The 25,454-nt window shown below is 71.3% G+C and carries 25 protein-coding genes; 8 read left to right on the top strand and 17 right to left on the bottom strand.

The features are described from left to right. Positions 1 to 14: 14 nt before the first annotated feature. From SRB17_RS03055 to leuA, 3 genes are all read right to left on the bottom strand, one after another. Positions 15 to 2,093 carry an MMPL family transporter gene (locus SRB17_RS03055; RefSeq protein WP_153534346.1) on the bottom strand — a complete coding sequence of 693 codons (2,079 nt, stop codon included), beginning with the start codon at positions 2,091 to 2,093 and terminating at the stop codon, positions 15 to 17. A 170-nt stretch (positions 2,094 to 2,263) separates the two neighbouring features. Beyond that, positions 2,264 to 2,959, bottom strand: coding sequence for a TerB family tellurite resistance protein (locus SRB17_RS03050; RefSeq protein WP_323374890.1), 696 nt, complete (start codon positions 2,957 to 2,959; stop codon positions 2,264 to 2,266). A 184-nt stretch (positions 2,960 to 3,143) separates the two neighbouring features. Then, positions 3,144 to 4,865, bottom strand: coding sequence for a 2-isopropylmalate synthase (gene leuA / locus SRB17_RS03045; protein ID WP_153534344.1), 1,722 nt, complete (start codon positions 4,863 to 4,865; stop codon positions 3,144 to 3,146). A 361-nt stretch (positions 4,866 to 5,226) separates the two neighbouring features. Between leuA and SRB17_RS03040 the strand changes: the two genes are divergently transcribed. Genes SRB17_RS03040 through SRB17_RS03025 form a run of 4 tightly spaced genes read left to right on the top strand, consistent with a single transcriptional unit; the run spans position 5,227 to position 9,217 of the window. Then, entirely contained in the window at positions 5,227 to 6,297 is a 1,071-nt protein-coding gene (locus SRB17_RS03040) for a M4 family metallopeptidase (RefSeq protein ID WP_153534342.1), read from the top strand. Between the two features lie 18 nt (positions 6,298 to 6,315). After that, entirely contained in the window at positions 6,316 to 6,582 is a 267-nt protein-coding gene (locus tag SRB17_RS03035) for a protealysin inhibitor emfourin (protein WP_153534340.1), read from the top strand. 57 nt (positions 6,583 to 6,639) lie between these two features. Beyond that, on the top strand, positions 6,640 to 7,953 hold the full coding sequence (locus SRB17_RS03030; RefSeq protein ID WP_153534338.1) for a GH1 family beta-glucosidase: 1,314 nt from the start codon (positions 6,640 to 6,642) through the stop codon (positions 7,951 to 7,953). A gap of 10 nt (positions 7,954 to 7,963) precedes the next feature. Continuing rightward, positions 7,964 to 9,217, top strand: coding sequence for an MFS transporter (locus SRB17_RS03025; RefSeq protein ID WP_153534336.1), 1,254 nt, complete (start codon positions 7,964 to 7,966; stop codon positions 9,215 to 9,217). 5 nt (positions 9,218 to 9,222) lie between these two features. On the opposite strand, the gene SRB17_RS03020 is transcribed toward SRB17_RS03025, so the two are convergent. Then, positions 9,223 to 10,077 (bottom strand): NAD-dependent epimerase/dehydratase family protein, encoded by an 855-nt coding sequence (locus tag SRB17_RS03020; RefSeq protein ID WP_153534335.1) that lies wholly within the window; start codon positions 10,075 to 10,077, stop codon positions 9,223 to 9,225. Between the two features lie 123 nt (positions 10,078 to 10,200). Between SRB17_RS03020 and SRB17_RS03015 the strand changes: the two genes are divergently transcribed. Further along, positions 10,201 to 11,055: a helix-turn-helix transcriptional regulator gene (locus tag SRB17_RS03015; RefSeq protein WP_323374889.1), complete on the top strand. Its 855-nt coding sequence runs from the start codon at positions 10,201 to 10,203 to the stop codon at positions 11,053 to 11,055. On the opposite strand, the gene era is transcribed toward SRB17_RS03015, so the two are convergent. After that, entirely contained in the window at positions 11,052 to 12,005 is a 954-nt protein-coding gene (era, locus tag SRB17_RS03010) for a GTPase Era (RefSeq protein WP_153534333.1), read from the bottom strand. The genes SRB17_RS03015 and era overlap by 4 nt on opposite strands. Before the next feature lie 151 nt (positions 12,006 to 12,156). Here era and SRB17_RS03005 point away from each other — a divergent pair, with 151 nt between their 5' ends. Together SRB17_RS03005 and SRB17_RS03000 are read left to right on the top strand one after the other, a co-directional pair. Further along, entirely contained in the window at positions 12,157 to 13,473 is a 1,317-nt protein-coding gene (locus SRB17_RS03005) for an ammonium transporter (RefSeq protein ID WP_323374888.1), read from the top strand. Further along, a complete protein-coding gene (locus tag SRB17_RS03000; protein WP_069780986.1) occupies positions 13,470 to 13,808 on the top strand; it encodes a P-II family nitrogen regulator in 339 nt (112 codons plus the stop codon). The genes SRB17_RS03005 and SRB17_RS03000 overlap by 4 nt, the downstream gene beginning before the upstream one ends. Here SRB17_RS03000 and SRB17_RS02995 read toward each other — a convergent pair. From SRB17_RS02995 to SRB17_RS02975, 5 genes are all read right to left on the bottom strand, one after another. Continuing rightward, positions 13,702 to 14,712, bottom strand: coding sequence for a WxL protein peptidoglycan domain-containing protein (locus tag SRB17_RS02995; protein WP_153534328.1), 1,011 nt, complete (start codon positions 14,710 to 14,712; stop codon positions 13,702 to 13,704). The genes SRB17_RS03000 and SRB17_RS02995 overlap by 107 nt on opposite strands. A gap of 69 nt (positions 14,713 to 14,781) precedes the next feature. Continuing rightward, complete coding sequence (locus tag SRB17_RS02990) at positions 14,782 to 16,119, bottom strand: beta-xylosidase (RefSeq protein ID WP_153534326.1); 1,338 nt, start codon at positions 16,117 to 16,119, stop codon at positions 14,782 to 14,784. A gap of 175 nt (positions 16,120 to 16,294) precedes the next feature. Beyond that, positions 16,295 to 16,771, bottom strand: a complete 477-nt coding sequence (locus SRB17_RS02985) for a hypothetical protein (protein ID WP_153534325.1) — start codon at positions 16,769 to 16,771, stop codon at positions 16,295 to 16,297. A 224-nt stretch (positions 16,772 to 16,995) separates the two neighbouring features. Further along, complete coding sequence (locus SRB17_RS02980; RefSeq protein ID WP_153534323.1) at positions 16,996 to 17,349, bottom strand: cytidine deaminase; 354 nt, start codon at positions 17,347 to 17,349, stop codon at positions 16,996 to 16,998. A 28-nt stretch (positions 17,350 to 17,377) separates the two neighbouring features. Then, positions 17,378 to 18,280: a helix-turn-helix transcriptional regulator gene (locus SRB17_RS02975; RefSeq protein WP_153534322.1), complete on the bottom strand. Its 903-nt coding sequence runs from the start codon at positions 18,278 to 18,280 to the stop codon at positions 17,378 to 17,380. Between the two features lie 100 nt (positions 18,281 to 18,380). On the opposite strand from SRB17_RS02975, the gene SRB17_RS02970 reads away from it, so the two are divergent. Beyond that, positions 18,381 to 19,817: an MFS transporter gene (locus tag SRB17_RS02970; RefSeq protein WP_153534320.1), complete on the top strand. Its 1,437-nt coding sequence runs from the start codon at positions 18,381 to 18,383 to the stop codon at positions 19,815 to 19,817. On the opposite strand, the gene SRB17_RS02965 is transcribed toward SRB17_RS02970, so the two are convergent. The 7 genes from SRB17_RS02965 to SRB17_RS02935 all read right to left on the bottom strand — a co-directional run bounded on the left by SRB17_RS02965 (position 19,802) and on the right by SRB17_RS02935 (position 25,406). Then, the gene (locus tag SRB17_RS02965) at positions 19,802 to 20,440 is read right to left on the bottom strand and encodes a hypothetical protein (RefSeq protein ID WP_416237017.1); all 639 of its coding nucleotides are present in this window, start codon (positions 20,438 to 20,440) and stop codon (positions 19,802 to 19,804) included. The two genes, SRB17_RS02970 and SRB17_RS02965, sit on opposite strands and share 16 nt — an antisense overlap. A 73-nt stretch (positions 20,441 to 20,513) precedes the next feature. Then, the gene (locus tag SRB17_RS02960) at positions 20,514 to 20,666 is read right to left on the bottom strand and encodes a hypothetical protein (protein ID WP_153534317.1); all 153 of its coding nucleotides are present in this window, start codon (positions 20,664 to 20,666) and stop codon (positions 20,514 to 20,516) included. A gap of 106 nt (positions 20,667 to 20,772) precedes the next feature. After that, the gene (locus SRB17_RS02955) at positions 20,773 to 21,132 is read right to left on the bottom strand and encodes an MmcQ/YjbR family DNA-binding protein (protein WP_323374887.1); all 360 of its coding nucleotides are present in this window, start codon (positions 21,130 to 21,132) and stop codon (positions 20,773 to 20,775) included. Then, positions 21,129 to 22,430 (bottom strand): hemolysin family protein, encoded by a 1,302-nt coding sequence (locus SRB17_RS02950; protein ID WP_153534315.1) that lies wholly within the window; start codon positions 22,428 to 22,430, stop codon positions 21,129 to 21,131. Before SRB17_RS02950 ends, SRB17_RS02955 begins: the two co-directional genes overlap by 4 nt. Before the next feature lie 9 nt (positions 22,431 to 22,439). After that, positions 22,440 to 22,937, bottom strand: coding sequence for an rRNA maturation RNase YbeY (gene ybeY / locus SRB17_RS02945; RefSeq protein WP_076091713.1), 498 nt, complete (start codon positions 22,935 to 22,937; stop codon positions 22,440 to 22,442). 12 nt (positions 22,938 to 22,949) lie between these two features. Beyond that, positions 22,950 to 24,032, bottom strand: coding sequence for a PhoH family protein (locus tag SRB17_RS02940; protein WP_153534313.1), 1,083 nt, complete (start codon positions 24,030 to 24,032; stop codon positions 22,950 to 22,952). Between the two features lie 216 nt (positions 24,033 to 24,248). Further along, positions 24,249 to 25,406, bottom strand: a complete 1,158-nt coding sequence (locus SRB17_RS02935; protein ID WP_416237016.1) for a carbohydrate kinase family protein — start codon at positions 25,404 to 25,406, stop codon at positions 24,249 to 24,251. Positions 25,407 to 25,454 lie beyond the last annotated feature (48 nt).

Below are 25,454 nucleotides of genomic sequence, written 5' to 3'. Positions count from 1 at the left end.
GGATTCATCTTCCGCTACGCGCTCACCGGCTCCGGCGTGCGGTCGGCGTCCGGTGCCGGGCGGGACAGCCGGCCCGGCCACCACACCCTGCGCCCGAGCGCGACGCTCGCGCTGGTCACCAGGTAGGTGCGGACGAGGAAGGTGTCCAGCAGGACGCCGACGGCGATGACGAAGCCCAGCTCGACCAGGGACACCAGGCCCATGTTCGTCAGCACGGCGAAGGTGGCCGCGAGGACCAGCCCGGCGGAGGCGATGACCCCGCCGGTGGTGCGCAGCGCGGTAAGGGCGGCTGCGACGGGTTCGGCACCTTGCAAGGCCTCCTCCCGCATCCGGTGCATCAGGAAGATGCCGTAGTCGACACCGAGGGCGACCAGGAAGACGAAGGACAGCAGGCCGAGGCCGGGATCGGTGCCGGGGAAGCCGAACAGCGGACCGAAGACGAGCCCGCCGAGGCCGAGGGCCGCGCCCCACACGGCGACCACGGCGGCGACGAGGAGCAGCGGGGCGGCCAGGGAGCGCAGCAGGACGATGAGGATCAGCAGCACGGACAGGAGCACGATCGGGACGACCACCAGGCGGTCGCGGGCGCTGGTGTCCTTCAGGTCGAGCTGCTGGGCGCTGGGCCCGCCGACGTGGGAGCCGGGCAGCCGGTGCCGGAGCGCCTCGATGGTGGCGGTCTCGGCGGCGGTCTGGGGCGGCGCGGACGCGGTCACGGTGATCTCGGTCCAGCCTCCGCCGGTACGGCCCTCCCGTGCATCGGCCACTCCCCGGGTGCCCTTGACCACGGCGAGGGTCGCGTCGGCACGCCCGGCCGGGGTCATGATCTCGATGGGCTGCGCGGACCGCTCCGGGTAGGCCTTGGCCACCGTCTCCATGGCGGTCACGGACTCGGGCCGGTCCACGAAGGTGTCCAGTTGCTTGATCGCGCCGGGCAGGTTGAGGGTGCCCAGCGCGAGCGCGCCGAGCAGGACGGCGCCGGAGGCGAGGACGGTCAGCGGGCGCCGCCCGGCCGAGGTGCCCATCGCGGCGAACAGGGACCGGCGGACCTTGGGCGTGCTGCCGTAGGCGGGGACGAGCGGCCAGAAGACCCGGCGGCCCAGCAGCACCAGGAGGCCCGGCAGCAGGGTCAGCATCGCGGCGAGCGCACACAGCACACCGACCGTGCCGAGGGGGCCCATGCCCCGGCTGGAGTTGAGGTCGGCGGCGAGCAGACAGAGCAGTCCGACGGCCACCGTGCCGGAGGAGGCGAGGACGGCGGGCCCGCAGCCGCGCAGGGCGGCGCGCATCGCGTCGTACGGGCGCTCGTGGCGCCGTAGCTCCTCGCGGTAGCGGGAGACGAGGAGCAGGGCGTAGTCGGTGCCGGCGCCGAAGACGAGGATGGTCATGATGCCGGCGCCCTGGCCGGAGACGGTGGTGCCGAAGGCCTGGTTGAGGCCGTAGGCGGCGGCGCGGGCGAGGAAGTCGCCGACGCCGGCGACGACGAGCGGGACCAGCCACAGCAGGGGGCTGCGGTAGATGAGGATGAGCAGGATCGCGACGACGGCGACGGTGGTGTAGAGCAGGGGCCCGCCGAGCGAGGCGTAGACGCCGGAGGCGTCGGTGGCGAGGGCGGCGGGCCCGCCGACCCGCACGCTCAACCCGCCATGGCCATGGGCGACTTGGCGGACGTCGTCGACGAAGGTGTTCCGCTTCTTCTCGTCGGTGCCGGGCTCGTTGCTGGTGACCGGGTACATGAGGGTGGTGCCGTCGGCGGACGGGATGCCGTGCGGGGTGCCCTGGGCCGGCCGGTGCCGCCGGCCGATCTCGGCGACCTGGGCCTGTGCCGTGGTCCGGTCGGCGGCGGTGAGACCGGTCGCCCGGTGGTAGACGAGGACGAGCTCGGTGGTCTCGCCGCCGGGCAGCCGGTCCTGCAGCTTGGCGACCTGGGTGGAGTCGGCGGACGCCGGCAGATAGTCGGTGGCCCGGTCGTGCTGGACGTCGCCCAGCTTGGCGGCGAACGGGGCGACGACGGCCAGCAGCACCGCCCACAGCCCGACCACCAGCCAGGGCAGCCCCCGGCTCCTCCGTGTTTTCGCGCCCCCCACGGATTCCATGGATCGGGCCTCCCCTCCGCTGCGGATGTCTGGATACGGCTTCCAGACTTCCGGCGAAGGGGACGCCGTTCGTCGGGCCCGGGAGCGAGTTCGCCGGTACTGCACAGGGTGACGGGACGGCCCGATTACTCCCAGGGGAGTACACACCCGCGCCTACGAGGTGGCCCCCCTCAGGACGGTGTCCGCGCCGCCGCCAGCAGGCGGGTCACGTCGTCGGCGCAGATGGTCAGGGCCGCGCCCACCGTGGTGAGGGCGTCGCGTTCGGCGGGGGTGTAGGGGCCGTCGGCCAGGGCGATGCGGGCGGCCTGGAGGAGGAGGGACTCGCGGCCGGCCGGGGCGAGGTGCGGGGCGAGCGGGTCCAGTGCCTCGTGGAGCTCTATCGTCAGGCTGGTGCCGCATTCGGCGCCGAGGACCCGGCCGGTGTCGGCGGCGAGGGCGTCGACCAGGGCGGCCAGCTGTTCCTCGGTGCAGCCGTCGAAGCCGGCGGCGCGCACGGCGGCGGCGGCCGTCTCCAGGGCCGTACGGGAGGACGTGCCGCCCGCGGCGAGGACGGCGAGGGCGACGGTGTGCACGGCGTCGCGGAGCATCGCGGAGAAGCGGCGGGTGGTGGGGTGGTCGAGGACGTCGGTGCCGTAGTGGTGGCGGCAGGCGGCACACTCCACGACCGGGCCCGCGGTGCCGCGCGGCAGCAGGGGAACGCCGAGCAGGGTGAGCCTGCGGCGCCCGGTGAGCCGTTGGTAGTTGCGGTCGCCGCCGCAGCCGGGGCAGTAGAACTCGCCGTCCCCGACGGGTGTCCACGCGGTGCGGACGCGCAGGATGTGCGCAGCCCTGGTGGCACGGCCGTCTCGTCCCCGTACTGGCAGCACGTCGCACCTCCGTAACGACGCCGCAACATCGCGGCGCTGGCGTGATGTTAGCCACATCACCAAGGCTGAGTCAGTACCCCGTAAGAGACCTTTCTGTGACCTGGCCGGCCCCATGGCCGAGAACAGCCGTGGCCCCGGCCGCCGTATACAGCGGCCGGGGCCACGAAACTCCCGGTCAGAAGGGTCAGCGAGCCGCGCGGTTGACCGCCGAGACGACCGCCTTCAGCGACGCACGCGTCGTGTTCGCGTCGATGCCGATTCCCCACAGAACCTTGCCGTCGATCGCGCATTCGATGTAGGAGGCGGCCTGCGCGGAGGCGCCCTCGCTCATCGTGTGCTCCTGGTAGTCCAGCAGGCGTACGTCGATGCCGATGGACTCCAGGGCGTCGAAGAAGGCCGAGATCGGACCGTTGCCGGTACCGGTCAGGACGGTGTCCTCGCCGTCGACCGTCGCCTCGACGGTCAGGGTGTCCACGCCGTCCGTGTCCGTCGTCGACTGCCCCGTCCTGACCTGGATGCGGCCCCAGGGGTTCTCCGGGTTCGGCAGGTACTCGTCCTGGAAGACCGCCCAGATCTCCTTCGGCGTGATCTCGCCGCCCTCGGCGTCCGTCTTCGCCTGGATCAGCCTGGAGAACTCGATCTGCATCCGGCGCGGCAGGTCCAGCTTGTGGTCGTTCTTCAGGACGTAGGAGATACCGCCCTTGCCGGACTGCGAGTTGACGCGGATGACGGCCTCGTAGGAGCGGCCGACGTCCTTCGGGTCGATGGGCAGGTACGGCACCGCCCACTCGATGTCGTCGACCGTGACCCCGCGAGCCGCCGCGTCGGCCTCCATCGCGTCGAAGCCCTTCTTGATGGCGTCCTGGTGGGAGCCGGAGAAGGACGTGTAGACCAGGTCGCCCACGTACGGGTGGCGCGGGTGGACCTCCATCTGGTTGCAGTACTCCCACGTACGACGGATCTCGTCGATGTCGGAGAAGTCGATCTGCGGGTCGACGCCCTGGGAGAACAGGTTCATGCCCAGGGTGACCAGGTCGACGTTGCCGGTGCGCTCGCCCTGCCCGAACAGACAGCCCTCGACGCGGTCGGCGCCGGCCATCAGCGCCAGCTCGGCCGCCGCCACGGCCGTACCGCGGTCGTTGTGCGGGTGGATGGACAGGCAGACGTGCTCGCGGCGCGACAGGTTGCGGTGCATCCACTCGAAGCGGTCCGCGTGCGTGGACGGGGTCGAACGCTCCACGGTGGCGGGCAGGTTGAGGATGATCTCGCGGCCCGGGCCGGGCTGCCAGACGTCCATGACCGCCTCGCAGACCTCCAGGGCGAAGTCCAGCTCGGTGTCGGTGAAGATCTCGGGGCTGTACTGGTAGCCGAACTCCGTCTCCGGGCCCAGCAGCTTCTCGGCGTACTCCATCACCAGGCGGGTGCCGTCGACGGCGATCTGCTTGATGTCGTCCTTGGAGCCGCGGAAGACGACCCGGCGGAAGACCGGGGCGGTGGCGTTGTACAGGTGGACGGTGGCCCGCTTGGCGCCCTTCAGGGACTCCACGGTCCGCTCGATCAGGTCCTCGCGGGCCTGGGTCAGTACGGAGATCGTGACGTCGTCGGGGATCGCGCCCTCTTCCTCGATGATCGAGCGCACGAAGTCGAAGTCGGTCTGGCCGGAGGCGGGGAAGCCGACCTCGATCTCCTTGTAGCCCATCTTGACCAGCTGGTCGAACATCCGGCGCTTGCGCTCGGGCGACATCGGGTCGATCAGGGCCTGGTTGCCGTCGCGCAGGTCGGTGGAGAGCCAGCGCGGGGCGACGGTGATCCGCTGGTCCGGCCAGGTGCGGTCCGGGATGTCCACCTGCTCGTAGCGGCCGTACTTGTGGATCGGCATGGAAGTGGGCTGCTGGCGGTTGGCCATGATGGCGTGGGCTCCTCAGGGTGTCCGGATGGTCGAGGGATCCGGATGTCCGGGGTGGACGGCCGACGACGCAACGCCAGAGCTCCGCGGGGAGGGAGTCGGCCTTGTGACTACAGGCCCTCGCCGCGGCAGCTAAGAAGAAGCAGCCCGAAACGCATGATGCGTGGCAGCCTATCCGAGCCGCCCCGGACTCGGGGACGTGTATCAGTATGCGGGACCGCCACCCCAAAAGGGACAAACAGTGCGCAGCACCACATTGCCCTAGCACATCGTCACGGAGCGTCGCCCTCCTGTCCCGGTATTTCACCAATCACGGTGGCCTCTAGTGACATCAGTGTCACGGAGTGCAATGGTGCGGGGCATGACGACCAACGGGGGCTTCGAGCCCGTCTTCTGCACGATCGTGCCGCCGCACGTCCTCGACAAGCTCGCGCAGGCCGAGGACTCCGCGCTCTCCGGGCCGGCCCGGAGGTCCCTGGAGCACGACGCCTACCAGCGCACCAAGCGCCGCCTGACCACGGTCATCGGTGCGCCCTCCGTCGCCGCGCCCAAGGACACCGCCGCCGACCAGCCGCACCGCACGATCTACGACGCCCACCACACCCAGGACCTGCCCGGCACCCAGGTCCGCGCGGAGGGTGCCGACGCGGTCCCGGACGCCACCGTCAACCGCGCCTACGCGGGCCTCGGCGCCACCTTCGAGCTGTATCTGAAGGCGTACGGCCGGCACTCCATCGACGGCAACGGGCTGCCGCTGGACGCCAGCGTCCACTACGACCAGAACTACGACAACGCGTTCTGGAACGGCGAGCAGATGGTGTTCGGCGACGGCGACGGCGAGATCTTCCTCGACTTCACCATCCCGGTCGACGTCATCGGCCACGAGCTGACCCACGGCGTCACCCAGCACACCGCGAACCTGGAGTACTTCGGTCAGTCCGGCGCGCTCAACGAGTCGGTCTCGGATGTCTTCGGCTCGCTGATCAAGCAGTACACCCTCGGCCAGACCGCCGCCGAGGCCGACTGGCTGATCGGCGCGGGCCTGCTCGCCCCGCACGTCCACGGCACCGCGCTGCGCTCGATGAAGGCCCCGGGCACCGCGTACGACGACCCGAACCTGGGCAAGGACCCGCAGCCGGCGAGCATGGACCACTATGTCCGCACCGGCCGCGACAACGGCGGCGTGCACATCAACTCGGGCATCCCCAACCACGCCTTCTACCTGGTCGCCACGGCCATCGGCGGCAACGCCTGGGAGAAGGCCGGGCAGATCTGGTACGACGTGCTCACCGGCGGCGAGCTCAAGACGGACGCGCAGTTCACCGACTTCGCCACGCTGACGGTGAAGGCCGCCCGGGAGCGGTACGGCGCCGGGGACGAGCTCCAGGCCGCGCAGAAGGCGTGGGAACAGGTCGGGGTGCGGACGCTGTAGCGCTGCGACACTGAGCCCATGCGTATTCGAGTACGGCGCACGGGCGGTTTCGCGGGCATCGAACGCCGGGCCGAGGTGGACACCTCGGGCCGGCCCGACGCTCTCGCGTGGCACGCCCTGGCCGAGCGCGTCCTCGCGTCCGGCCGGAGCACCCCACCCGCCGGCGTCCCGGACGGCTTCCGGTACGAGATCACCGTGGACGGCCGCACGGTGTACGCGGCGGATCCCCGACTCACCGAGGAACAGCGGGAGTTGATCACGAAGGTGCTGAAGGAAGGTGCGTGACAACGGGTTTCCGCCGGGGCGTTGACTTACGTTACCGGGGGTAAGGATGATCCGGCCATGGCGACTGACGCAGGCAATCCGATACCTCGGTTCCCGGCCGGCTTCCTGTGGGGTGTGTCGACCTCCGCCCATCAGATCGAGGGGGCGGCGGACGAGCGCGAGGCGTCCGTGTGGGACGTGTTCACCGCCGAGCCGGGGCGGGTGAAGGACGGGTCGACGGCGGCGGTGGCCTGTGACCACTACCACCGCCATCAGGAGGACGTGGACCTCCTCGCCGGCCTCGGCGTGGACGCGTACCGGTTCTCCGTCTCCTGGCCCCGGGTGAACTCCCCCGGGGGCCTTGACTTCTACGACCGCCTCGTGGACGAGCTGTGCGCGGCGGGCGTACGGCCCGTACCCACCCTCTTCCACTGGGACCTGCCCGCCTCCCTGGACTGGCTCCGGCGGGACACGGCGGACCGGTTCGCCGAGTACGTCTCCGTCGTGGCCGAACGGCTCGGCGACCGCGTAACCAAGTGGATCACCCTCAACGAGCCCGCCGAGCACACCCTCCTCGGCCACGCCCTCGGCGCCCACGCCCCGGGCGAACAGCTCCTCTTCGACGCGCTCCCGGTCGCCCACCACCAGCTCCTCGCCCACGGCCTCGCGGTACGGGCCCTGCGCGCGGCCGGGGCGGCGGACATCGGCATCGCCAACTCCCACGGCCCCACCTGGCCCGCCTCCGCCGAACCGGCCGACGTGGAGGCGGCCGGCTTCTACGACGTCCTGCTCAACCGCCTCTTCGCCGAGCCGGTCATCCTCGGCCAGTACCCCGAGGGAATGGCCGAGTTGATGCCCGGAGACGTCGCGGCCGACCTCGAGATCATCGGCGAACCGGTCGACTGGTACGGGATCAACTACTACGCGCCGACGCGGGTGGGTGCCCCGAGCGGCACCGACAGCGAGTACGGCGGACTGGCGCTGCCCGCCGAACTCCCCTTCTCGGTACGGGAGATCGAGGGCCGGCCGGTGACCGACTTCGGCTGGCCGGTCGTCCCGGAGGGCCTCACCGAGCTGCTGTGCGGCTTCCGCGAGACCTACGGCGACAAGCTCCCGCCGGTCGTCATCACCGAGAACGGCTGCTCCTACGACGGCCTCGACGACCAGGACCGCATCGCCTACCTGGACGCCCACGTCCGCGCCCTGCACGCCGCCATGGAGGCCGGCGTGGACGTGCGCGGGTACTTCGTGTGGTCCCTGATGGACAACTTCGAGTGGGCCGAGGGGTATCAGCGGCGCTTCGGGCTCGTGCACATGGACTACGACACGCTGAAGCGCACTCCCAAGGCCTCCTACCACTGGTTCCGGGACATGCTCCGGGCCCAGAGATGACGGCACACGGATGACCACGGTCCGCGTCTCGGGCGCGCTCGCCGAGCCAGTCGAACCGGTCGGCCGGGGCTGGACGGCGGCCCTCTCGCTGGCCAACGGGGCGATCTGGGTCGGCTGGTTCGGCCCGCTGCAGATCCTGCTCGCCTCCCAGGCGGGGGACTTCGCGCCCGGCTCCGGGATGTCCAAGGAGACGATGCTGGCCTGGGTGACCGGCGCCGGCGCGGTGGTCTCCCTGCTCGCCAACCCGCTCTTCGGCGCCCTGTCCGACCGTACGACGGCCCGCCCCGGCCGCCGTACGCCGTGGATCGTCGCCGGGGCGGCGGGCGGCGCGCTGTCCCTGCTGCTGCTCGCGAGGGCGGGCGGGATGTGGACCATGGCGGTGGGCTGGTGCCTGGTGCAGCTCACGCTGAACGCGGCGTTCGCGGCGGTGACCGCGGCCGTGCCGGACCGGGTGCCCCGGCTCCAACGGGGTGCGGTGGGCGGCTGGCTGGGCGCGGCGCAGATCCTGGGCGTGGTCGGCGGCACGGGGCTCGCGACCGTGGCGGGCGGAGTGGGGGCCGGGTATGCGGCGTGCGCGGTGTTCACGGCGGTGGGGGTGCTGCCGTACGTGCTGCGGTATCCGGATCTGCAGCTGACGGCCGACGACCGGCCGCCGTGGTCCTGGCGCGGCTTCCTCGCGGGCTTCTGGCTGAGCCCGAGCCGATATCCCGACCTGGGCTGGGCCTGGCTGACCCGGTTCCTGATCAACCTCAGCAACTCGCTGGTGCTGTTGTACCTCCTCTACTACCTGCGGGACCGTCTGCACTACGCCGACCCCGGCCAGGGCGTGCTCATCCTGACGGCCGTCAACAGTCTGACGCTGATGGCGACGGTCGTGGCGGGCGGCGTCTGGTCGGACCGGACGGGCCGGCGCAAGCCGTTCGTCGTCTGGTCGGGCGTGCTGATGGCGGTGGCCACGGCGGCCCTGGCCGGCTGGCAGACCTGGCCCGGCGCGATCGTGGCGGCGGCCGTCCTCGGCGTCGGCTTCGGCGTGTTCACCTCTGTCGACTTCGCGCTGATGACGGACGTCCTGCCGAGGGCGCTGGACCGGGGCAAGGACCTCGGCGTGATCAACGTGGCCAACGCCCTGCCCCAGGTGGCGGCCCCCGCGCTGGCGGCCCCGATCGTGACCTACCTGGGCGGCTACACGGTGCTGTACCTGGTCGCGGCGGTGATCGGGCTGGCGGGAGCGGTGCTGGTGGGGCGGATCAGGGGCGTGGACTAGGCGGCTCAGAGAACTCCGGCGTCACGGGCCGACCAGACTGTGGGGTGGAGGGGCCGGTAACCGAGGTCCCGGCGGATCCGCTCGGTGGACATGATGCCCAGCCACGGGTCGGGGTCGGTCCGGGTGTGCATGTCGGCGGGCGGCTCGGCGCCGTTGAGCCGGTGCAGGTCGACCGCCGTGACCGGGGCGTCGTCGGCGATGTTGTAGACCGGGCCGCTCACCGCCGGTGCGTACAGCAGGCGCAGCAGGCCCTGGGCGACGTCGGCGTGGTGGCCCATGTGCAGCCGCTGGGTGGACGCCCAGTGCGCGGCCCAGCGCAGGGACTGGGCGAGGTGCGGGTCGCCGTCGCCGTAGACGAAGGGCAGCCGGCCGACCCGCACCTCCATGCCCTCCAGCGCGAGCAGTTCCCGTTCGGCCGCCGCCTTGGACTCGGGGTAGGCGCCCCACATCGCGCCGCCGGGCCGGGTCTCGTCGTCCTCGGTCAGCGGGCGGCCCCGCCCGACGCCGTACACGAGTCCGGTGCTGACCTGCACGAAGCGTCGTACGCCCGAGGCGAGCGCGGCGCGGCCCAGGGCCACGGCCGCGTCCCGGTTGACGGCCCACGCCTCCTCGTCCGGCACCCCGCGGAAGGACGCCGCGATGTTCACGACCGCGTCCACTCCGGTGAGCGCCTTGCCGAGCGTCTCGTCGTCCCGCAGATCGCCGACGGCGACCTGGGCGCCCAGGTCCGCGAAGGCATCGCCGCGCGCCGCGTCCCGCACCAGGACCCGTACCTGCTCGCCCGGCTGTCGCTGCGCCAGCAGCCTGGGTACGAAGCGCCGGCCGACCTGTCCCGTCGTGCCCGTCACCAGTGTCAGCATGTTCTGCTCCTCTCGGTCCGGTGCCACCACTGTCGGACGGGGCCGCGAGGTGCGGGAGAGACCTCCCGATCAGGGGATCGGCACTCCCTGGATAACCCCTGCCTTCTGCTCCACCCTGAAGAGGTGAACCGAGCCGAACTCGCCGACTTCCTGCGCCGTGGCCGTGCCCGGCTGGACCCGACCGACGTGGGGCTCGCGCCCGGCGCCCGCCGCCGTACCCCGGGCCTGCGGCGGGAGGAGGTGGCGTCGCTGGCCGGCATGTCGGTCGACTACTACACCCGGCTGGAACAGTGCCGGGGCCCGCGCCCGTCCCGCCAGATGCTCACGGCACTGGCCCGGGCGCTGCGTCTGACCGACGACGAGCGGGACCACCTCTTCCATCTGTCGGGCGAGGAGCCGCCGCGCCGCGACAGGGTGTCGGCCCATGTCTGTCCCGGGCTGCTGCTGGTCCTGGACCGGCTGTACGACGCGCCGGCGCTGGTGGTGACGGACTGCGGCGAGGTGCTGGCGCAGAACGCGCTGTCGCGGGCGCTGTCAGGAGACGTGCTGGCCCGCCCGGCGCGAGAGCGCAATCTGGTCCGGCGCTACTTCCTGGACCCGGCGGCGCGCGAGATCTTCCCGCCGGAGGACCGGCCGGAACACGCGCGCCAGCACGTGGCGAACCTGCGCGCGGTGGCCGCCGCCCGCCCCGACGACCCCGAGCCGACCGCCCTGGTCGCCGAACTCCGCGCCGCCAGCGAGGAGTTCAGCTGCCTGTGGGAGACCCACGAGGTGGCGGTACGCCGCAGCTCGACCAAACGCTTCCGGCACCCGGTGGTGGGCCTCCTGGAACTCGACTGCGAGGTCCTGCTGTCCGCCGACCACCGCCACCACCTCGTCCTCCACACGGCCCGCCCGGGCACGGAGTCGTACGAGCGGCTGCAGTTGCTCAGGGTGGTGGGGTTGCAGGACATGGCCCCACAGGGCGCTGTCGGTTAGAAGCCGAGCTTCCTCAGCTGCTTGGGATCCCGCTGCCAGTCCTTCGCCACCTTGACATGCAGATCCAGGAAGACCGGCGTCCCCAGCAGTGCCTCGATGTGCTTGCGGGACTTGATGCCGACCTCCTTCAGGCGCTTGCCCTTGGGGCCGATGATGATGCCCTTCTGGCTGGGGCGCTCGATGTAGACGTTGGCGTGGATGTCCAGCAGGGGACGGTCCGCGGGGCGGTCCTCGCGCGGGAGCATCTCCTCCACGACCACGGCGATGGAGTGCGGCAGTTCGTCCCGCACGCCCTCCAGCGCGGCCTCGCGGATCAGTTCCGCGATCATGACCTGCTCGGGCTCGTCCGTGAGGTCACCCTCGGGGTAGAGCGCCGGGCCCTCGGGCAGCAGCGGGATCAGCAGGTCGGCCAGGAGGTCCACCTGCTTGGCGCCCACCGCCGACACCGGCACGATCTCCGCCCACTCGATGCCCAGGTCCTTGCCGAGCTGGTCGATGGCGATCAGCTGCTCGGCGAGGGTCTTGGAGTCGACCAGGTCGGTCTTGGTGACGATGGCGACCTTCGGGGTCTTCCGGATCCCGGCCAGCTCCTTGGCGATGAAGCGGTCACCGGGACCGATCTTCTCGTTCGCCGGCAGACAGAAGCCGATCACGTCGACCTCGGCCCACGTCGTCCGTACGACGTCGTTGAGCCGCTCGCCGAGCAGCGTGCGCGGCTTGTGGAGCCCCGGGGTGTCCACCAGGATCAGCTGGGCGTCCGGACGGTGCACGATCCCGCGCACCGTATGCCGCGTCGTCTGCGGCTGGTTGGCGGTGATCGCCACCTTCTGCCCGACCAGAGCGTTCGTGAGGGTGGACTTGCCCGCGTTGGGACGGCCCACGAAGCAGGCGAAGCCGGCGCGGTGGACGGTCTCGGCCGGCTCTTCGGATGACGGGGTACGAACGCTCATGCCGTTCATTGTCCCTGATCCTCGAGCCCCGCCGTACCGTGAGGTTTCGGTAACCCTCAGGCAATGAAACGTCACGGAAACACACCTGTACGCATCCGGAAACGCTCACCGGTGACCCTCTGACGAGCCCGCCCACCCGTTGGAGACGCCCGTGACCTTCGCCGCCGCGCACGTGAACACCGGCGACACCGCCTGGCTGCTCGCCGCGACCGCCCTCGTCCTGCTGATGACGCCGGGTCTGGCCCTGTTCTACGGCGGCATGGTCCGCACGAAGAGCGTCCTCAACATGCTGATGATGAGCTTCGTGTCGATCGCCCTGGTCACGGTGGTGTGGCTGGCGGCCGGCTACTCCCTCGCCTTCGGCGACGACGCGTTCGGCGGGCTCATCGGCGGACTCGACCAGGCCGGAATGGCGCACCTCGGCCCCGGCAGCGTGCACGGCACGGTCCCCACCCTCCTCTTCGCCACCTTCCAGCTCACCTTCGCGATCATCACGGCCGCGCTGATCAGCGGTGCGGTCGCCGACCGGACGAACTTCTCGGCGTGGCTGGTCTTCGTCCCCGTCTGGACCCTCCTCGTATACGTTCCGATCACGCACTGGGTGTGGGGACCGGGCGGCTGGATCGCGAACGCGCTCGGCGCGCTCGACTTCGCGGGCGGTCTGCCCGTCGAGATCACCTCCGGCGCCTCCGGTCTCGCCCTGTGCCTGGTCCTCGGGCCCCGGCTCGGCTTCAAGAAGGACGCCATGCGGCCGCACAACCTGCCCATGGTGATCCTCGGCGCCGGTCTGCTCTGGTTCGGCTGGTTCGGCTTCAACGCGGGCAGCGCGCTCGGCGCGAACGGCCTCGCCGCGGCCGCCTTCCTCAACACCCTGGCCGCCGGCTGCACCGGCCTGCTGGGCTGGCTGTTCGTCGAGCAGAAGCGGGACGGCCACCCCACCACCCTGGGCGCCGCCTCCGGCGCGGTCGCCGGCCTGGTCGCGATCACCCCGTCCTGCGGCACGGTGTCCCTGCTCGGCGCACTGGTCGTCGGCCTCGCCGCCGGTGTCGTCTGCTCCTACGCGGTGAGCTGGAAGTTCAGGCTGAACTACGACGACTCCCTGGACGTCGTCGGCGTCCACCTGGTCGGCGGCGTCATCGGCACCCTGCTGATCGGCCTGTTCGCCGAGAAGGCGATGACCGGCGGCACCGAGGGCCTTTTCTACGGCGGCGGGCTCGCCCCGCTCGGCAAGCAGGCGCTCGCCGTGGTGGTCGTGGCCGTGTACGCCTTCGCGGTGACGTACGGCCTCGGCAAGCTGCTCGACAAGGCGCTGGGCTTCCGCGCGAGCGAGGAGCAGGAGCACACCGGCCTGGACCTTACGGTGCACGCCGAGACGGCTTACGATCACGGGGTCCTGGGCCACGGCGCCCCGGTCTCCCACTCCGTCCTCACCGGCATCAGCACGCAGAAGGTCGACACCCAGGCATGAAGCTCATCACCGCGATCGTCAAGCCGTACCGTCTGGACGAGGTCAAGACCGCCCTGCAGGAGCTGGGTGTGCACGGTCTGACCGTGACCGAGGCGAGCGGCTACGGCCGGCAGCGCGGCCACACCGAGGTGTACCGGGGCGCCGAGTACCGGGTCGACCTGGTGCCGAAGGTGCGCATCGAGGTCGTCGTGGAGGACGCGGACGCCGAACCCGTGATCGATGCGATCGTCAGGGCCGCACAGACGGGAAAGATCGGGGACGGGAAGGTGTGGGCCGTACCCGTGGAGACGGTCGTCCGCGTGCGGACCGGCGAACGCGGCCCCGACGCGCTCTGACCAGCAGCATCCCGGCCGCCAGGCCCGCGGCGAACACCAGCGCCGCGACCAGCCAGGGCAGTGCGAGGAAGGCGGCGCTCGCCGACTGCCGGGTGCCGGGCGCGCTCGCACTCAACGTCACGTCCGTCCGGTCGAGTTGGGGCGCTCCGCGCCAGGTCTCGGTGAGCCGTACCGACTGCCCCGGCAGCAGCTCGGACGGCACCCGGGTCAGCTCGCGGTCGAGCAGTGTACGGCCGAACAGCCCGCGTGCCTTCAGCTCCACCTTGGGATCGAGAGTGACGTTCCCGGTGTTGCGCAGGGTGTAGGAGACGGTCGCCGTGCCGGTGCCGAACCCCGGGATCGGGGGCTGGTGGTGGCTGATGTGCAGCTGTCCGACGGAGAGCGCGGGCAGCGTGGGCCCGCTGACCCGGAGGTAGACACGGGCGCCGACGGCCCGCTGCACGCCGAGGGCCAAGGAGCCGCCGCCGGGATCGACACGTTCGTCCAGGGCGACGATCGCACCGGGGTGGTCGCCGGGTTCGGCCCCGTCGGGCACGCGCAGGGTGAAGGGCACGGTGACGGTCTTGTGGCCGGGCACGGTGATCCGGGACTTCGCGAGCCGCGCCCAGGCACCCACCCCGAGCATCCGCTCCTTCAGCGTGCGTACGGCGAAACCGCCGTCCCGGGCGGTGTTGTAGGCGTCGGCCGCGTAGAGGCGGAAGGTGAGCGGCCCGCCCGTCCTGTTCTGGACGGCGACCTTGTCGGTGAGGGTCTGGCCGGGGTCGGCGGAGAGGTAGAAGTAGGGCCGCGCGGCGATCTTCGAGGCGACCGGGTAGACGGACCAGCTGCCGTTGTCGGCGGCGTGGGCGGGTGTGGCCTGCCATGCCAGCAACAGGCCCAGGAGGAGGACGTACAGCTTGCGCATGGGTGCGGACCCCCACGGACGGGCACGGATGGGAGACGGGGGAACGGGCGGGTGCGGACGCCCGCACGCTCAGGTGAGCGTCAGCGTGAGCACGCCGGAGTACGCGCCCGGAGGCGTGAACGCCGGCACGTCCAGGGAGAGCCCGGCGTCGACGGTGAACTCGCCGCCGGTGAGCGTGCCGTCGGAGGTGGACGCCAGGGTCGCGCCCGAGGAGCTCACGGCGCCCGCCGAGCCGGCCTTGCAGGTGCTGGGGCTGCCCGCCTTGGTCGCGCACGCGGGTGTCCAGCTCAGCTTCCCGGCGCCGATCGTGCCGCCGGGACCGGTGAAGTCGGTGACCTTGCCGGTCAGGGACCAGCCCGCGGGCCCGCCGCGGAAGTCCTGGACGGTCACCGTCTGCAGCTTGCCCGTCGAGGCCCCGCCCTTGCCGAAGTCGACCGCCGACAGCGCGACGGAGTCCCCGGCCTGGGACATGGACAGCGTGCCCGCCTTGACCGTGGTGGTCAGCTTCTGGCTGCCGGGCGGGGCGGGGGTGTTGTCGTCGACGGCGTAGGCCGCGGGCCCGGCGCCCTTGTCCGCACTCCAGGAACCGTCTTCGTAGGCCACGATCCCGGTCGTCGTCTTGTCATTGACGACCAGCGAACCGCTGAAGGAACCCTGGGCGTTCGCGGTCACGGTGGCCGTGTCGGCCGTCTGCCGGTCCCCGGAGCGCCCGGCCAGGGTGACGGTGGCGCCCGGCGTGAAGTTCGTCCCGTTCACCGTGACACTGGCGCCGGGGTCACCGGAGGCCGAACTCAGCGAGATGGCCCGGGTGTTGGCCGGAGTGCCGTCGGTCGCGGTGACGGTCTGCGACACCGGGGCGGGCGGGTTGGTGACCGTGCACGGGGTGTCCAGCTCGAGGATGTAGCTGGTGTGGATGTTGTAGTCGCCGGGCGAGAGGGTGATCTGCCCGGCCTTGGTGACGGTGAACGTGCCGGTCATGGAGAAGGACGGGAACGCGGCCTTCCCCGGCACCGGCGGGTTCTTCTTCGGCCCGGCGACGGTCACGTCCCCCGTCTGGGCGCCACCGAGGGTGACCTTCCCGGTCGGGGTCATGATGTCGGCGGGCAGGGCGAGGTCGGTGGGGTTGCTCGCGGCGGCCGTCACCACGGTGTAGGTCACGGTGACGGTGTCGCCGACCTTGGGATCGGCGTTGTCCACCGACACGTTGGCGGTCGTGGTGCCGTCGATCGGCGGGATGCCCGCGACGGCGGGCGGGATGCAGTGCGTGGCGAAGTCCACGTTCGTGCCGGCGGCACCGGCCGGACAGGCCAGCGGGCCGCCCGCGGCGACCGCGAGCGCGGTCGCCCCGAACAGGGACGCCCAGCGCCACCGTCGGGATCTTCGTGGTCTTGGGGGTGTGGAACCCATGGGGCCCCCTCCTGAGGGTTGCGGGCGCAGCGGATCGTCTGCGCCGACAGGGGGCATTGATGTGGAGCGGAAGTGAGAAGTCAATGGAGATGCCGCAGAAACCTGACGGATCATCAGTTCTCGTCGGTTTCTGCGGCATCCGGAACAGATCGCTCAGTTCGGCAGGCCGGCGGGATCAGTCGAAGACGAAGGGGCCGGGCGACTGCGGGCCGTTCGCCGTGCAGGTCACGGTGACCCCGAAGATCACCATCTTCAGCGAGCCGCCGTAGGCGTCCAGGCTGTCACCGGAGGCGACGGTGCCGGGGAGCGGGCCGACGCTGACGGAGTCGCCGGTGTTCATGGCGGGGTTCTTGGTCCCGCTGAACACCACCGATCCGCCACCGGCCTTGGCCAGGGTGAGGGTGGAGGAGATGGAGTCCTGCGCGACCGCGACCGGCGCGGTGATCGCGGAGGAGGTGAGGGTGATGGTGGCCGAGGTACCGCTCTGGGTGGCGGTGAGCGTGGCCGCGCCGCCGCCGAAGACGCCGCAGCTCGCGGTGATGGTCGCCGACTGTGGGGTGACGGCGGCCGCGGAGGGTGCGAAGGCGAGACCGGTGACCGCGAGGGCCCCGGCGGCCAGTGCCGCACCCGTGGTCGTGCGCTTGCCTCTCATGGGGATCCGCTTCCCTTCCCTGTGGGGAGTGCGATGTGGGGGGACACCGACGGGCGGGTGCGGATCTGACGACCCGTCGGAAAGGTACGGCTTTATTGATGCGCGAGTGCAAGACGGCGACAAGGTTGAAATCCGGCCGACCTTTCGGTCGGTGCGCTCTCGGCCGAGCGAGACGGGTGGGCGGGTGGCAAACGGGGGCCCAGGGGGCGGGGCCCCCTGGTACGTCAGCCTGCGGAGACGGTCACCCGCACAGCACCGTCGGCCCCGGCCAGCAACACCGGCGTCCCCGCACCCCCGAGGTCGGCAACAGCAGCCAGGTCCTCGGCCGCCACAGACTCCGCCTCCGTCACAAGCGCCGCCGCCTCCAACGACGTAGCCCCCGAGGCCACCGCCATGGCCACGGCAGTACGGAGCGCGCTCAGCTTCAGCGAGGGCAGCGCGACCGACCCGGCGGCATACGTGCGCCCGGTCTCGTCCCGTACGGCCGCCCCCTCCGGCACACCGTTACGGACCCGCACGGAACGGGCCAGGGTCACGATCTTGCGGTCCTCGGGGTCAAGCGCGTTGCTCTCGGTCATGCCCCGAGCATACGAAGCCCGAGCCCCGTCACCCCGCCACGGGGTACATCGCGCCCCGCCGCCCCTCCGGAGAGGCCAGCCACTCCAGCTTCGCCGCGGTGTTCGCCTCCTCCAGCGGAGTGTGCAGCACGATCATCAGATCGGGCCGGGCCGGCACCTTCATCACGGTCGACTCCACCACCAGCAGCCCGGCCAGCGGATGCTCCAGCTCCTTGCGGATCTGCCCCTGGTCCTCGATGTCCCGCTCGGCCCACATCTCCCGGAACTCGGCACTGGCCTCGCTCACCTCGTCGAGCACCGCACGGAAGCCCTCGTCGTCCGGCCGTGCCGCACACGCCGCGCGGAACTGTGCCACGACCGTCCGCGCGTTCTGCTCCCAGCTGTGGCTGCGCGCGCGGTACAGCGGGTCGGCGAAGAAGTCGACGAGACAGTTCTGCGTGTTGTCCGGCCGCATGCCGAGCACGATCGCGGCCGCGTCGTTGTACATCACGCAGTTGTAGTACGCATCCATGATGTGCGCCGGATACGGCATCCAGGTGTCGATCAGCCGCCGCAGCCCGTCGCAGTTCGCCCGCTTCCGCTCGGGCGCCACTTCGGGCGCCGGCGGGTTCATCCCGGCCAGCAGGTACAGATGCCGGCGCTCGGCGTCGCTCAGCCGCAGCACGCGGGCGACGGCGTCGAGCACCTGCGGGGAGACGGAGATCTCCCGCCCCTGCTCCAGCCACTGGTACCAGGAGGCGCCCACACCGGCGAGCACCGCGACCTCCTCCCGGCGCAGTCCGGGCGTACGGCGCCGGCCGCCGCCGACGGGCAGCCCGGCCTCCTCGGGGCTGACCCGGGCCCGTCGGCTGATCAGGAACTCGCGCAGCTCCTCGCGCCGGTGACTCCTCGTCGCCTCAACAGCAGGCACGTACCGTTCCTCCCCCGTCATGATGGGCCCCGTCGTGATGGGCCCCGTCGTGTCTGGTGGTGCCACCACCACCATAAGTTCCGACTCCCCACCGGTGTTCCGCGCGCCCGAAGCTCAGGACATGGCGATCGACACCACCACCCAGTCCACCCCCACCGCGGGCTCGACACTCGACACCTCCCGGCCGCCCCGGTTGTCGACGCGTGACAAGCTCGTCCTGTTCGTCCTGTGCGCCGCCCAGTTCATGGTCGCGCTGGACTTCTCCGTCCTGAACGTGGCCCTGCCGGCACTCGGCACCGACCTCGGCATGAGCCGCTCGGCCCTGCAGTGGGCGGTCACCGCGTTCGCGCTCCCGTCCGGCGGCTTCCTGCTCCTCTTCGGCCGTATCGGCGACCTGTACGGCCGCCGCAGACTGTTCCTGACCGGCCTGGCCCTGTTCGGCGCGGCCTCGCTGCTGGCGACCCTGGCCTGGGACCCGGCGTCCTTCCTCACCGGACGCGCGCTGCAGGGCCTCGGCGCGGCGGCGATCGTCCCGACGGGCATGTCCCTGCTGACCACCACCTTCCCGGAGGGCCCGGCCCGCGACCGCGCCCTCGGCATCTCCGGCACGCTGCTATCACTGGGCTTCACCGTCGGCATGATCGCGGGCGGCGTGCTGACGGACGCGCTCGGCTGGCGCTCCACGATGGCCCTGCTGTCGGTGTTCGCGCTGATCGTGCTGCCGCTGGCGCCGGGCCTGCTGCCGGAGTCGCGCACCCCGGAGCGGCCGCGCCTGGACGTGCCCGGCGCGCTCACCGTCACCGCAGGTCTGCTGTCCCTGATCTACGCCCTGTCCACGGCCGCCGACCACGGCTTCGGCCGCCCCGACGTCGTCACGGGGCTGATCGCCGGCGTGCTCCTGCTGGCCACGTTCACGGTCGTCGAGTCCCGTACGGCCGCCCCGCTCGTCTCCCTGCCGATGCTGCGCCGCCGCACGGTGGCCTGGGGGAACGTGGGCGGTCTGGTCACCTTCTCGATGATGTCCACCGTCATCTTCGTCCTGACCCTGTACCTCCAGGAGATACTGCACCTGTCGGCCTTCGAGACGGGCCTGGTCTTCGGCGTCCAGGGCGTGCTGTCGGCCGTCGCCGGCACCCTCGCCCCGAAGGTCATCGGCCGCTTCGGCGCCCGCCGCACCCTGGTCGGCTCGCTGACCGGCCAGGGCGCGCTGATCGCGACGCTGCTCCTGCTGAACGCCCACACCTGGTCGGTCTGGCTCGCCACGGCCGCCGTGTCCCTGGCCAGCATGTTCCACCTGGGCGCGATCATCTCGTACGGCCTGACCGTCACCTCCGGCGTCCCGGACGAGGAGCAGGGCCTGGCCACCGGCCTGGTGACCTCCACCCAGCAGGTCGGCATCACGGTCGGCATCCCGCTGCTGGGCGTCCTGGCCACCACGTCCCACGACCTGCTGACCGGCGTCCACACGGTCCTCGTCCTGGACGCGGCGATCGTCCTGGCCGCCGCCGTACTGGTCGGCCTGGGCCTGCGCCAGGGCCGGCGTCAGTCCAGGGTCTGAACGATCTCGCTCCGCGCGGCCGTGTGCACCACACGGCCGCGCGCGCCGTTGACCAGGGGAAGGCAGGGGGCGACATGCCCGCACTCGACATCGGCGACGATCGGCGCCCCGAGCGGGCCGAGCGCGTCGAGCACGGCCTCGTGCTGGGTGAGGGTGCGGCCTGCGGGGGCGCGGGTGCGGCCGACCAGGACGGCGGCGGCGCGGTCGAAGAAGCCGGCGAGGCGCATGCCGTGCAGATGACGGCAGATGGTGTACGCGTTGTCCTCGCACGCCTCGACGTAGACGAGCAGCGGCTCGTCCCCGGCGAACCGCGAGGTGTCGAGGTACGGCGTCCCCGCGAGAGGGGCGAGGGTCTCGACGCACCCTCCGATCAGCCGACCCTCGACGTCGACGTCACCGTCCCCGTCGAGCCGGGTCCAGGCGCCCTCGGCGTCCAGAGTGAGGTCGCGGATCTCCGGGTGGCGCCGCCAGTCGTCGTGCCCCCGGACCGGTATCGCCCGGGCGGCGGCTGCGAGAACGGCTCCCCCTGCGGCGCGGCCACGTTGTTCAGCCCGGACTTGAGGCCATCGGGCGCCCGATACGGGGTGTCCGCCAACTTCCCCGATCTGGTGGGGTCTTGGCACCCCGCACGAGGTCGGTTCGGGCTGGACCGCAACCTTCGGGTTGGAAGCCCTCTCTTTCAGGTGGGGAGCGGAGTCACGAGGTTGTTGCCGTGCACGCGACCCGCATCGCCGCGTCGGTCAGCTCAACCACACAGGCGATGGTCCGGGCGCTCATGTGCCCGGAACTGTCCATGCACCGGCCGACGACCCCCTCGTACCCCCGCGCCTCGATCTCCCGCAGCGACATCGAGCCGCCCCTGCAGCTCCTTGCCACTCCAGCGGAGGGAGAGGTCACACCGCCACGCTCACGGGGGCGCAGGGGCGACCCCTCACCACCCGCCCCGGCAACGGAATTACGCCCGGTCCAGCCGCAGCCGCTCCGCCCGGGGCAGGCCGGCGGCGACGAGGTCGTACGAGTCCTCGATCAGCTCTTTCACCAGCCGGTCCGGCAGCTGGCCGTCGACGGTCACGGTGTTCCAGTGCCGCTTGTTCATGTGGTACCCGGGGATGATCAGCCCCTCGTGCTCCTCGCGCAGCCTGACCGCGTCCTCCGGGTCGCACTTGAGGTTGACCGTGAGAGGCCGCGCGCCCAGGTTCGTCAGGGCGAACATCTTGCCCAGCACCTTGAAGACCGAGGTCTCCGGGTTGAACGGGAAGTCCTCCACCGCCGCGTTGAAGGACAGGCAGAAGGCGCGCAGCTTCTCGGGCGTCACTCGGGTTTCGCCTCCTCGGCGGCCGGCACGGGTACGGGTTCCACCAGGACCGTGACGATCTTGTTCCGGCGTCCGGCCGCGGCCTCGGCGGTCAGTTTCAGCCGGCGCTCGTCGGGCAGCTCGACCTCGGCGGACGCGCCCGCGATGGGGACGCGGCCGAGGGCCTTGGCGAGCAGTCCGCCGACGGTCTCCACGTCCTCGTCGTCGTACTCCTCCAGGCCGTACAGCTCGCCGAGGTCGGTGATGTCCAGGCGGGCGGTGACCCGGAAGCGGTCGTCGCCGAGGTCCTCGACCGGGGGGAGTTCACGGTCGTACTCGTCGGTGATCTCGCCGACGATCTCCTCGAGGATGTCCTCGATGGTGACGATGCCGGCGGTGCCGCCGTACTCGTCGATGACGACGGCGACGTGGTTGCGTTCCTTCTGCATCTCGCGCAGCAGGTCACCGGCGTTCTTGGTGTCCGGCACGAAGGCGGCCGGCCGCATGGCGGTGGAGACCAGGTCGCCCTCCGCCTCCCGGCTGATGTGCGTCTTGCGGACCAGGTCCTTCAGATACACGATCCCGACGATGTCGTCCTCGCTCTCACCGGTGACCGGGATCCGGGAGAACCCGGAGCGCAGGGCGAGGGTGAGGGCCTGCCGGATGGTCTTGAAGCGCTCGATGGTGACCAGGTCGGTGCGCGGCACCATGACCTCGCGGACGAGGGTGTCGCCCAGCTCGAAGACCGAGTGCACCATGCGGCGCTCCTCGTCCTCGATCAGTGACTCCTTCTCGGCGAGGTCGACCAGCGCGCGCAGCTCCGCCTCGGAGGCGAACGGGCCGCGGCGGAAGCCCTTGCCGGGGGTGAGGGCGTTACCGATGAGGATGAGCAGGGACGGGATCGGTCCCATGATCCGGGCCAGCGGCAGCAGCACGTACGCCGCCGCGGTCGCGGTGTTCAGCGGATGCTGGCGGCCGATGGTGCGCGGCGAGACACCCACGGCGACGTACGACACCAGGACCATGACGCCGATGGCGATCAGCAGGGCCTGCCAGGTGGCGGTGAACTCCTCCAGGCAGGCGTAGGTCACGAGGGCCGCGGCCGCCATCTCGCAGGCGACGCGGACCAGCAGGGCCACGTTCAGATAGCGGGTGGGGTCGGCGGCGATCTGGGCGAGCCTGGCGCTGCCGCGGCGGCCGGACTTGACGGCCTCCTCGGCGCGGAAGCTGGACATCCGGGCGATGCCCGCCTCCGCGCAGGCGGCGAGCCAGGCGACGACGACCAGCGCGATCGCGCCGATCACGATCTGCGGAGACATGCGGGCCGCTTACGAGACGGTCGGCGCCGGGGACGGCCCGGTCAGCCCGCGCTCGGCCCGCCAGCCGTCCACGATGGCGGCCTGGAGCCCGAACATCTCGGCCTTCTCGTCGGGCTCCTCGTGGTCGTATCCCAGCAGGTGCAGCACCCCATGGACGGTGAGCAGCTGAAGCTCCTCGTCCATGGAGTGCTGCGTCGGGGCTTCGGTCCCCTGCTTGGCGGCGACCTCCGGGCACAGCACGATGTCGCCGAGCAGCCCCTGCGGCGGCTCGTCGTCGTCCTTGGACGGCGGCCTGAGCTCGTCCATCGGGAACGACATGACATCGGTCGGCCCGGGCAGGTCCATCCACTGGATGTGCAGCTGCTCCATGGCGTCGGCGTCCACGACGATCACCGAGAGCTCGGAGAGCGGGTGGATGCGCATCCGCGCGAGTGCGTAGCGGGCGATGTCGAGGATCGCCTGCTCGTCGACCTCGGTTCCGGACTCGTTGTTGACGTCGATCGACATGGTCGTGCTGGTCTACTTCCCCTTGGAGCCCTTGGCGCCGGACTTGCCCCGGCCGCCCTTGTGGGTGCCGTTCTCGGTGCCGTACTTGCTGTCGTATAGCTCGTACGCGTCGACGATACGGCCCACCAGCTTGTGCCGTACGACATCGTGGGACGACAACCGGGAGAAGTGGACGTCCTCGACGCCCTCCAGGATCTCCTGCACCTGCCGCAGACCGCTCTTGGTGCCGTTCGGCAGGTCGACCTGGGTCACGTCACCGGTGATGACGATCTTCGAGTCGAAGCCGAGGCGGGTGAGGAACATCTTCATCTGCTCGGGGCTCGTGTTCTGGGCCTCGTCCAGGATGATGAAGGCGTCGTTGAGGGTCCGGCCACGCATGTACGCGAGCGGCGCGACCTCGATCGTCCCCGCCGCCATGAGCCGCGGGATGGAATCGGGGTCGAGCATGTCGTGCAGCGCGTCGTACAGCGGGCGCAGGTAGGGGTCGATCTTCTCGTACAGCGTGCCCGGCAGGAATCCGAGCCGCTCCCCCGCCTCCACGGCCGGCCGGGTCAGGATGATCCGGTTGACCTGCTTGGACTGCAGGGCCTGTACGGCCTTGGCCATGGCCAGGTAGGTCTTGCCGGTACCGGCCGGTCCGATGCCGAACACGATGGTGTGCTTGTCGATCGCGTCGACGTACCGCTTCTGGTTGAGGGTCTTGGGGCGGATGGTCCGGCCCCGCGAGGACAGGATGTTCTGCGTCAGTACCTGCGCCGGGGTCTCAGGCCCGTCGCTCGTCCCGTTCTCGCTCGCCTTGAGCATGGCGATCGAGCGTTCCACTGCGTCCTCCGTCATCGGCTGCCCGGTGCGGAGCACCAGCATCATCTCGTCGAACACGCGCGAAATGAGGGCGACGTCGGCAGGGTCGCCGACCGCGCTGATCTCATTGCCCCGGACGTGTATGTCGGCCCCCGGGAAGGCCCTCTCGATCACACGCAGGAGGGAGTCGCCGGAACCCAGCACGGTCACCATGGGGTGCTGGGCGGGGACGGTGAACTGCGCTCTCGCCTGCTCCTGCGCGGGGGTGGTGTGAGCTGTGGGTGTCTGTGTCATGGGCCGGCGCTGAAGGCCTGCGCTTCCTCCTCGTCACGGCCGCGTAGCTGAGGGCGGCCTCGCGATTCCAGGGTACGACGGTGCACAGACAAGCCCGTAGGGCTTTTCGAACGGGTGACTTCTCGGCCGACCGAGCGGCGACCCCCCGAGGGCCACCTCTCAGCCGCCCGAGACGGGTGGGCGAACGGGGGTCCAGGGGGCGAAGCCCCCTGGACGTCAGCTGGACCGACGGAACCCGATGGTCGGCACGGCACGGCGCAAGGGCCACGGCCGGTCCAGCTCCTCCGGCACCAGCCCCTCGAGAAACGCATACCTCTGCAACGCCGCCGGATCCTGCCCGGGAAGGGCCTGAACGCGACGCCACCACGCCCCGATCTCCGACCACCCCGGCGCCGACAGGGACCCCCCGAACTCCTGCACCGACAGCGCCGCCGTGAGCCCGGCGAAGGCCAGCCGGTCCGCCAGCGGCCACCCCGCCAGCGACCCCGTCACGAACCCGGCGACGAAGACGTCCCCCGCCCCCGTCGGATCCAGCGCCTCCACGGCGATCGCCGGCACCTCCGCCGCCTCCCCCGTCCGCCGGTCCACGGCGTACGCCCCCTCCGGCCCCAGCGTCACCACGGCCACCGGCACGTACTCGGTCAACGCATGCGCGGCGAGCCGCGGACAGTCGGCCCCGGTGTACCGCTTCGCCTCCTCCGCGTTCGGCAGAAACGCCTCGCAGTGCTCCAGATCGGCGAGCCCGGCCAGATCCCACGCCCCCGTGTCGTCCCACCCCACGTCGGCGAAGATCCGCGTCCCCGCCCGCGCGGCCTGCGCGATCCACGGCGCGTGCGTACCGGGCGTCAGAGAGGCCACGGCCGCACGCGCGCGTGGCGGGCACTGCGCGGCCCCCTCCTGGATGAGCACGGCCTCCGGCGGCGGCTCGTGCCCGTGGGACACCATCGTCCGCTCACCCTCGTACGCCATCGACACCGTCACCGGCGAGTGCCAGCCGGGCACGGTCCGCGACCGCGACAGATCGATGCCCTCGCCCCGGTCGAGCGCGTCCCAGCAGTACTCGCCGTAGTGGTCGTCCCCGAAGGCAGCCGCCAGGGAGGTCCGCAGCCCGAGCCGGGCCAGCGCCGTGGCCATGTTGGCGACCCCGCCGGGGCTGGAGCCCATGCCCCGGGCCCAGGACTCGGTGCCACGCACGGGTGCCGAATCCAGCCCGGTGAAGATGATGTCGAGGAAGACCGTGCCCGTCAGATAGACGTCCCAGGGCGGGTCCCCGGGCCGGCGCAGCGCGGCGAGCGGGTCGACCTGGGCCTGACAGCGCGCGGCGGGGGTGAGGTGTTCCGGTTCCTCTCCGAGGATCGTGTGCGACGGGGTCACGGTGCGCTCCCTGGCGTGGTGCGGATCTGGCCAGTGTGCACCAATCAC

Origin of the sequence: Streptomyces sp. RB17, assembly GCF_009604455.1 — a bacterium.
Taxonomy (GTDB): Bacteria; Actinomycetota; Actinomycetes; order Streptomycetales; family Streptomycetaceae; genus Streptomyces.
Note: the sequence above shows the minus strand (reverse complement) of the source record. Positions and strands in the feature narration are given on the sequence as shown.